Raw genomic sequence first — 7990 nt, 5'->3', positions numbered from 1 at the left:
TATGCCGCTGCGCTCAGAAAAGGTGGAGGAAGCTCAGCGGTTATGCGTTGCTTGGGAAAGTGGTCGAGGGAATCGTGTTCATCGACGGGGTGGAGGATGTCGCTGCCTGAGGGGTCATACACAACTCTTGACCATAACTCGTGGCCTCGATGTCGGCACCGGAGTGATCGGTGTCATCGACGGTGCCAAGGAACTTGCGTGCGGCGCTCCTGAAGGCCTTCGACAAGCGGGTCGTGGTCCAGCGTTGTCAGTGGCACAAGCGGGAGAACACGTTATCGTACCAGGCCAAGACTGAGCAGAAGTACTGGCGCAGCCGGCTACAACGGGCCTAACAGCGGCCGACCTACAAGGAAGCGAAGCAGGAGTTGCTGAAGATCAGGCGTGAGTTGAGCGAGATCAACGAGTCGGCGGTGGCGAGCCTGGACGAGGGTTTCGAAGAGACGCTAACCCTGCATCGGCTGGGTGTGTTCGGTGTTCTGGGCAAGTTGCTCAAGACGACGAATATCATCGAATCGGCCAACGCCTAGGCGGAAGAGCAGTGCGGTAGGATGAACTACTGGAGGAACTCGAACCAGAAGCGGCGCTGGCTGGCCGCCGCGTTGATGGGCATCGAACCACGGCTACGCCATCGAGATGAACAGCGCCATCGGCCCCTACAAGGGCGGCCTGCGCTTCCACCCGAGCGTCAACCTCGGCATCCTGAAGTTCCTGGCCTTCGAGCAGGTCTTCAAGAACAGCCTCACCACCCTGATGATGGGCGGCGGCAAGGGCGGATCCGACTTCGATCCCAAGGGCAAGAGCGACGTCGAGGTCATGCATTTCTGCCAGAGCTTCATGACCGAGCTGCAGCGCCATATCGGCCCCGACACCGACGTGCCCGCCGGCGACATCGGCGTGGGCGGCCGCGAGATCGGCTTCATGTTCGGCCAGTACAAGCGCCTGCGCAACGAGTTCACCGGCGTGCTGACCGGCAAGGCCCTGAACTGGGGCGGCTCGCTGATCCGTCCGGAAGCCACCGGCTACGGCGCCGTCTACTTCGCCGCCGAGATGCTCGCCACGCGCGGCGAGACCCTCGAGGGCAAGACCTGTCTCGTCTCCGGCAGCGGCAACGTTTTCCAGTACACCGCCGAGAAGATCCTGGATCTGGACGGCAAGCCCGTCACCGCGTCCGACTCCTCGGGCTACATCTATGACGAGAAGGGCATCGACCGCGAGAAGCTGGCCTTCATCATGGACCTGAAGAACGTCAAGCGCGGCCGCATCAAGGAATACGCGGACAAGTTCAAGGTGCCCTTCACGCCCGCCGACCCCAAGGCGAAGTCCAACCCGCTGTGGAACCACAAGGCCCAGTGCGCCTTCCCGAGCGCGACCCAGAACGAGATCAACGCCACCGACGCCGCCAATCTCCTGAAGAACGGCGTCTACGTGGTCTCCGAGGGCGCCAACATGCCCACCGTCCCCGAGGGCGTGGAGCAGTTCATCGCCGCCAAGATCCTCTACGGCCCCGGCAAGGCCGCCAACGCCGGCGGCGTGGCCACCTCCGGCCTGGAGATGGCGCAGAACAGCCAGCGCCTGGCCTGGAGCCGCGAAGAGGTCGACGCCAAGCTGCACGGCATCATGAAGGCCATCCACAAGAACTGCGTCGAGACCGCCGAGACCTTCGGGACTCCCGGCAACTACGTCAACGGCGCCAACATCGCCGGCTTCCTGAAGGTCGCCGACGCCATGATGGACCAGGGCGTCGTCTGATCACACGCTCGGACGGATGGGGAACGGGGCGGCTTGACCGCCCCGTTTCTTCGTGCACAGAGGTCGTGAAGAAACGTCCAAGCCACATCGTCCGTCTGGTCTGGGCGTGTGGGTGTGACGACGAGCGGGGGAACGGGGGAGGAGGTTGAAAGACGGTGATGTTGGTGATTGCATGGTTTTTTCAGTATCGAGATTCTGATGGTCGCGGTAATCCTGGGTCGGGGGTCCGGGATGCGTTTCGGTATTTGGTTGATGTTGGTTCTCGCCCGCCTCGGTGGGTGCTCTCGCGTTGGTCGCATCCTTGGTCGGGGCGGGCCACGACATCTCCGGGGATTTCAAGGGTCTGGACCGAGGGTCCAGAACCAATATCCCAATCTCCATAGTCCGGCACATGCAAGCTACACGATCGAACCAGCCAAGGAACGGCCTTCGCACACATGCGCCGCCAACGCTTCGGCGCTGCGCGAGGCGCGTTGGCGGCGCATGTGTGCGAAGGCCGCTCTTTGACAGGTCTCCGAATTTCGTGTAGCTTGTACCTGTTCGACGACACGTGGGGGCGACATGGCTTCGACGGGGTCGGGGGACTATTGACTGCATGCCGAGATTCCAGTCATCTCGTAAAACGCTGGAAAAACAAACAAATGACACTGAGCAATACGCTCTCGCTGCCTAAATAAGAGGTAGCGCGTTCCTCGGGGAACGGGACACCAGGGTCCCCGCAGGAGCGCCGTCATCTGGTGTCTGGTCCGGAGCCTGGTCTCTTGGCGATGGACGAGATCTTGACAGGGACTGGTCTCGCGCTCAGCCGGTCGCCGAGCTAGGCGCGGGGCGAGATTGATCGGCGACTATGCATGTAGATGTCGGTAGGGTACCGGCTTCGGACGCGGGTTCGATTCCCGCCGCCTCCACCAGCACGCCTCCCTGTAGCAGCGGCGCTGTCGCCGCCGGCTCATCCCTGCTTCACGACCACCGTTCCCGATGCACCAGCTCCGCCAGGTCGCGCCTGGATCTGGTGCCGATCGCGTCGGCCGGCCAACCCAGCGGCGTGAACGCGATGGGCTCGATCCCTTCGGGCAGGCCCAGCACCTCGCGGGCGGCGGCCGGATCGAAGGCGCAGACCCAGCAGGTGCCGAGCCCCCGGTCGGCGGCGGCCAGCACCAGGTGGTCGGTGACGATGGCCGCGTCCACCGCCACGGACGACCAGCCGTCGGACTTGCGTTTCCAGCTGCGGTCGTGCTCGCCGCAGACGGCGATCACCAGCGGCGCCTGGACGAACCAGCCCGGCCCGTAGATCCGCGACAGCTCGGCTTTCCTGCCGGCGGTGGACATGACCACCAGGCCGAAGGGTTGACGGTTGTCGGCGGTGGGCGCCAGGCGCGCCGCTTCCAGCACGCATGCCAGATCGTCGTCCGGCACCGGGTCGGCGCGGTAGGCGCGGCAGCTATAGCGGGCGCTGATGAGATCCCTGAATTCCATGTCGACCTCCTCGCGCGCATCCTATCACGTTCCCCACGGCCAACCCCATGTTGATCGATCCGGGGAGCCGGGTTATCTTGGCCCTGTCGCCGCAAGACCGCGGCCCGGTTTTTCCAGGCATTCCCAGAGGAGAGATGACATGCCGCTGGTACCCATGCGCGTCCTGCTGGACCACGCCGCCGAGCACGGCTACGGCGTCGGCGCCTTCAACGTCAACAACATGGAGCAGATCCAGTCCATCATGATGGCCGCCGTCGAGACCAGCTCGCCGGTCATCGTGCAGGCTTCGCGCGGGGCCCGTTCCTACTCCCAGGACAACTACCTGCGCCACCTGATGCTGGCGGCCGCCGAGCTCAACCCGCGGATACCCATCGCCATGCACCAGGACCACGGCAACAGCCCGGAGACCTGCTTCTCGGCCATAGACCAGGGCTTCACCTCGGTGATGATGGACGGCTCGCTGCAGGAGGACGGCAAGTCCCCGTCCACCTACGACTACAACGTGGCGGTCACCCGTCGTGTCGTCGAGAAAGCGCACGCCCTGGGTGTGACGGTGGAAGCCGAGATCGGCTGCCTGGGCGGCATCGAGGACGGTCACGGGGCCGGCCTGACCGGCGACGAGGCCCTGGCCCACCTGACCGATCCCGACGAGGCCGAGCGCTTCGTCGCCGACACCGGCTGCGACGCCCTCGCGGTGGCCATCGGCACCAGCCACGGCGCCTACAAGTTCACCACCAAGCCCGGCGGCGACGTCCTGAAGATGGACCTGATCGAGGAGATCCACCGCCGCCTGCCCGACACCCACCTGGTGATGCACGGCAGCAGCTCGGTGCCCAAGGAGCTGATCGACATCATCAACAAGTACGGCGGCGAGATGCCCGAGACCTACGGCGTGCCCGTCGAGGCGATCCGGAAGGGCATCCGGCACGGCGTGCGCAAGATCAACGTGGACACGGACAACCGCCTGGCCATCACCGGCGCCATCCGCAAGGTCTTCGCCGAGAGCCCCGGCAAGTTCGATCCGCGCGACTACCTGAAGCCCGCGCGGATCGCCATGGCCGAGGTCGTCAAGGCGCGCATGATCGCCTTCGGCCAGGCCGGCTGGGCGGAGAAGGTTCCCGCCAGGACCCTGGACGACATGAAGTCCTACTACGCCTAGGTCCATCTCCGGCGAGACGAGACCCCGCCGCGCCCGCGGCGGGGTTTTTCGTGCCGCGGATGGATGTCGATCGCCTCTGGACACCGGTGTCGTCGTTGACGAGATTCCCGGCGGAGGATCCCCAACCCGCGGCCGAGGAGAACGCCCGTGCACGGTACCCTGACGACCCATCTGAAAGGCGAGCTGGCGTCCCTTCGCGCCGAGGGGCTCTACAAGGCGGAACGGGTCCTCGGCGGCCCGCAGGGGCCCGAGGTGACCGTCGGCGGGCGCCGTCTGCTGAACTTCTGCGCCAACAACTACCTGGGCCTCGCCTCGGATCCGCGCGTGGTCGCGGCGGCGCGGCGCGCCCTGGACGACTGGGGCTTCGGCCTCTCCTCGGTGCGCTTCATCTGCGGCACCACCGAGCTGCACAAGCGCCTCGAGTCGGAACTCGCCACCTTCCTGGGCGCCGAGGACGCCATCCTCTACGCCGCCTGCTTCGACGCCAACGGCGGGCTCTTCGAGTCCCTGCTGGACGCCGACTGCGCCGTGATCTCGGACCGTCTCAACCACGCCTCGATCATCGACGGCGTGCGCATGTGCAAGGCCCGCCGCCTCGTCTACGACCACGCCGACCTGGACCAGCTCGCCGCGGCGTTGCAGCGGAGCCGCGACGCCCGCCTGCGCCTGATCGTCACCGACGGGGTCTTCTCCATGGACGGGGATCTGGCGCCCCTGTCTGGCGTCTGCGATCTCGCGGAGCGGTACGAGGCCGTGGTGGTGGTGGACGACAGCCACGGCACCGGCGTCCTCGGCGCCGCCGGGAGCGGGACCGCCGAACACTGCGGCGTGATCGACCGCGTCGATCTGTGCACGACCACCCTGGGCAAGGCCCTCGGTGGCGCCCTCGGGGGCTGCACCGCCGGGCCGGCCCCCGTGATCGACTGGCTGCGCCAGAAGAGCCGGCCCTATCTGTTCTCCAACACCCTGCCGCCGATGGTCTGCGGCGCCACGCTGGAAGTGCTGCGAATCCTGCGGGAGGACAAGGCCCCCCTGCGTCGGCTGCGGGAGAACCAGCGGCTCATGCGCGACGGTCTGCGGGTGCAGGGTTTCGACGTGGGTGAGGGGGAGCACCCCATCATCCCGGTGCATCTGAGGCGTTTCGCCGACGACGCCCGGCTGGCACAGCGCCTGAGCGCGGACCTCTTCGCGCACGGCGTCTACGCCGTCGGCTTCGCCCACCCGGTGGTGCCCCGGGGCCAGGCGCGAATCCGGCTGCAGGTCTCGGCGGCGCATACTCCCGCGATGATCGTGCGCGGCCTCGAGGCCTTCGCCGCGGCGGGACGCCGTCTGGGCGTCGTCTGAGTCCGGACCCTTCTGAAAAACGACAAATCTGCTTGCAATTATCCATTTTCAAAGTATATTCCGCGCGGCGCCCACCGCTGTTTGGTGGGCGTCTGCATTGAGCCGGAGGACCAGAGCTCCTTCCGCACAGGAGTCCATTCCACGGGGCGGTTCGCCGTCCGGAGATAGTCATGGCCAGAGACATCGCCAAGGTGAGGAATATCGGGATCAGCGCCCACATCGATTCGGGCAAGACGACGCTCACCGAGCGCATCCTGTACTACACGGGCCGCATCCATGCGGTGCACGAGGTGCGCGGCAAGGACGGCGTGGGTGCCACCATGGATTCCATGGAGCTCGAGCGCGAGCGCGGCATCACCATCGCCTCGGCCGCCACCTGTTGCGAGTGGGACGGATATTCGATCAACATCATCGACACGCCGGGCCACGTGGATTTCACCATCGAGGTCGAACGCGCCTTGCGCGTGCTCGACGGCGCCGTGCTCGTGCTCTGCGCCGTGGCCGGCGTCCAGTCCCAGACCATGACCGTGGACCGGCAGATGAAGCGCTACAAGGTGCCCCGGGTGGCGTTCGTCAACAAGTGCGACCGCTCCGGCGCCAATCCCAGGCGCGTCACGGACCAGCTGCGCGAGAAACTGCATCACAACGCCGTGATGATGCAGATGCCCCTGGGCCTCGAACAGAACCACGAGGGTGTCATCGACCTGGTGCGCCTGCAGGCCTGCCGCTTCACGGGGGAGATGGGCGAGGAGCTGGTCTGGGGGGACATCCCCGAGCGTTACCGCCTGGAGGCCGAGACGCTGCGCGAGGAGCTGATCGACGCCGCCAGCATGTTCAGCGACGAGCTTATGGAGGCGGCGCTGGAGGGCGAGGTCGACCAGCGGCTCATCCACGACGCAGTGCGGCGCGGCACCCTGGCGCGCGAACTCACGCCGGTGTTCATGGGCAGCGCCTACAAGAACAAGGGCGTCCAGCTGCTGCTGGAAGCCGTGACCCGCTATCTGCCCGATCCGACCGAGGTCGAGAACGACGCCCACCGCGTGGACCGCGACGGCACCCAGGAAGTGTTCACCGTGAAGGTGTCGGACGAGGAACCCCTGCTCGCCCTGACCTTCAAGCTGGAGGACGGCGCCTACGGGCAGCTCACCTACATCCGTCTCTACCAGGGCACCCTCACCAAGGGCGACACCATCCACAACACGCGCACGGGCAAGCGGGTCAAGGTCGGACGATTGGTGCAGATGCACGCCGATCAGATGCTGGACATCGTGAAGGCGAACGCCGGCGACATCGTGGCGCTGTTCGGCATCGACTGCGCGTCGGGGGACACCTTCTCCGGCGGCGACCAGGTCTCCATGACGTCGATGCATGTGCCGGAGCCCGTCGTCTCGCTGGCCGTCGTGCCATTGGACGTCAAGTCGCAGGACAATCTCGCCAAGGCGCTCGGCCGCTTCACCAAGGAGGACCCGACCTTCCGCACCCGCAAGGACGAGGAGACCGGAGACACCCTGATCATGGGCATGGGCGAGCTTCATCTCGAGGTGTACCTGGAGCGCATCCGGCGCGAATACCACGCCGTGGTCGAGGCCGGGCGGCCGAAGGTCTCGTACCGGGAGTGCATCACCAGGCAGGTGCCCTTCGACTACACGCACCGCAAGCAGAGCGGCGGCTCGGGCCAGTACGCGCGCATCAAGGGCTACCTGGATCCCAGCGACGACGGCGAGTTCCATTTCGAGAACCGGGTCGCCGGCGGCAACGTACCGACCGAGTTCATCCCTGCGGTCGAGAAGGGGTTCCGGAGCATGATCGAGAAGGGGGCCTACGTCGGCTATCCCGTCCAGGGCCTGAAGGTGGTGCTCGAGGACGGCGCTTCCCACGCCGTCGATTCATCGGACCAGGCCTTCCAGGCGGCCGCGCGCGGCTGCTTCCGCGAGAACTACGGCAAGGGGCGTCCCATAGCCCTCGAGCCGCTGATGCTGGTCTCGGTCGAAGGCCCCACGGAGTTCCAGGGAGATATCCTTGGCACCGTGATGCAGCGGCGTGGTATCGTGATCGGCACGACCGAGGACGAGGGTTTCGTGCGTATCGACGCGCACGTGCCCCTGGCCGAGATGTTCGGCTACGCCACGGTCCTGCGTTCGAGTACCCAGGGCAAGGCCGAATACACCATGGAGTTCGCACGCTACTCGCCGGCTCCCGCCGAGGTCAGCGCGCAACTGGTAGAGGAATTCGCCGAGCAGAAGGCGGCCAGGCACAAGTAAC

The 7990-nt window shown here is 66.0% G+C and carries 5 protein-coding genes, 1 other RNA gene and 1 pseudogene; 6 read left to right on the top strand and 1 reads right to left on the bottom strand.

Going from position 1 to position 7990, the window contains the following annotated elements; translation table 11 throughout:
• Positions 1-365: 365 nt before the first annotated feature.
• From KJ554_03625 to ssrA, 3 genes and pseudogenes are all read left to right on the top strand, one after another.
• Positions 366-527 (top strand): hypothetical protein, encoded by a 162-nt coding sequence (locus KJ554_03625; GenBank protein MBU0741426.1) that lies wholly within the window; start codon positions 366-368, stop codon positions 525-527.
• 91 nt (positions 528-618) lie between these two features.
• Positions 619-1749 (top strand): annotated as a pseudogene (gene gdhA, locus KJ554_03620) (NADP-specific glutamate dehydrogenase).
• 552 nt (positions 1750-2301) lie between these two features.
• Positions 2302-2660, top strand: a transfer-messenger RNA (tmRNA) gene (gene ssrA, locus KJ554_03615).
• Positions 2661-2709: 49 nt separating this feature from the next.
• Here the strand turns inward: ssrA and KJ554_03610 are convergent.
• Positions 2710-3225, bottom strand: a complete 516-nt coding sequence (locus KJ554_03610; GenBank protein MBU0741425.1) for a nitroreductase family protein — start codon at positions 3223-3225, stop codon at positions 2710-2712.
• 139 nt (positions 3226-3364) lie between these two features.
• On the opposite strand from KJ554_03610, the gene fba reads away from it, so the two are divergent.
• The 3 genes from fba to fusA all read left to right on the top strand — a co-directional run bounded on the left by fba (position 3365) and on the right by fusA (position 7989).
• Positions 3365-4384 carry a fructose-bisphosphate aldolase class II gene (gene fba, locus KJ554_03605; GenBank protein ID MBU0741424.1) on the top strand — a complete coding sequence of 340 codons (1020 nt, stop codon included), beginning with the start codon at positions 3365-3367 and terminating at the stop codon, positions 4382-4384.
• A gap of 147 nt (positions 4385-4531) precedes the next feature.
• Positions 4532-5728: a glycine C-acetyltransferase gene (locus KJ554_03600; protein MBU0741423.1), complete on the top strand. Its 1197-nt coding sequence runs from the start codon at positions 4532-4534 to the stop codon at positions 5726-5728.
• Between the two features lie 170 nt (positions 5729-5898).
• The gene (fusA, locus tag KJ554_03595; GenBank protein MBU0741422.1) at positions 5899-7989 is read left to right on the top strand and encodes an elongation factor G; all 2091 of its coding nucleotides are present in this window, start codon (positions 5899-5901) and stop codon (positions 7987-7989) included.
• The last annotated feature ends 1 nt before the right edge of the window (position 7990 follow it).

It is taken from the genome of bacterium (assembly GCA_018814885.1).
GTDB lineage: Bacteria > Krumholzibacteriota > Krumholzibacteriia > LZORAL124-64-63 > LZORAL124-64-63 > JAHIYU01.
Note: the sequence above shows the minus strand (reverse complement) of the source record. Positions and strands in the feature narration are given on the sequence as shown.

Coding starts and splice junctions, on each gene's coding strand:
- KJ554_03610 (MBU0741425.1), bottom strand. CDS start 3,225: ATGGAATTCAGGGATCTCATCAGCGCCCGCTATAGCTGCCGCGCCTAC.
- fba (MBU0741424.1), top strand. CDS start 3,365: ATGCCGCTGGTACCCATGCGCGTCCTGCTGGACCACGCCGCCGAGCAC.
- fusA (MBU0741422.1), top strand. CDS start 5,899: ATGGCCAGAGACATCGCCAAGGTGAGGAATATCGGGATCAGCGCCCAC.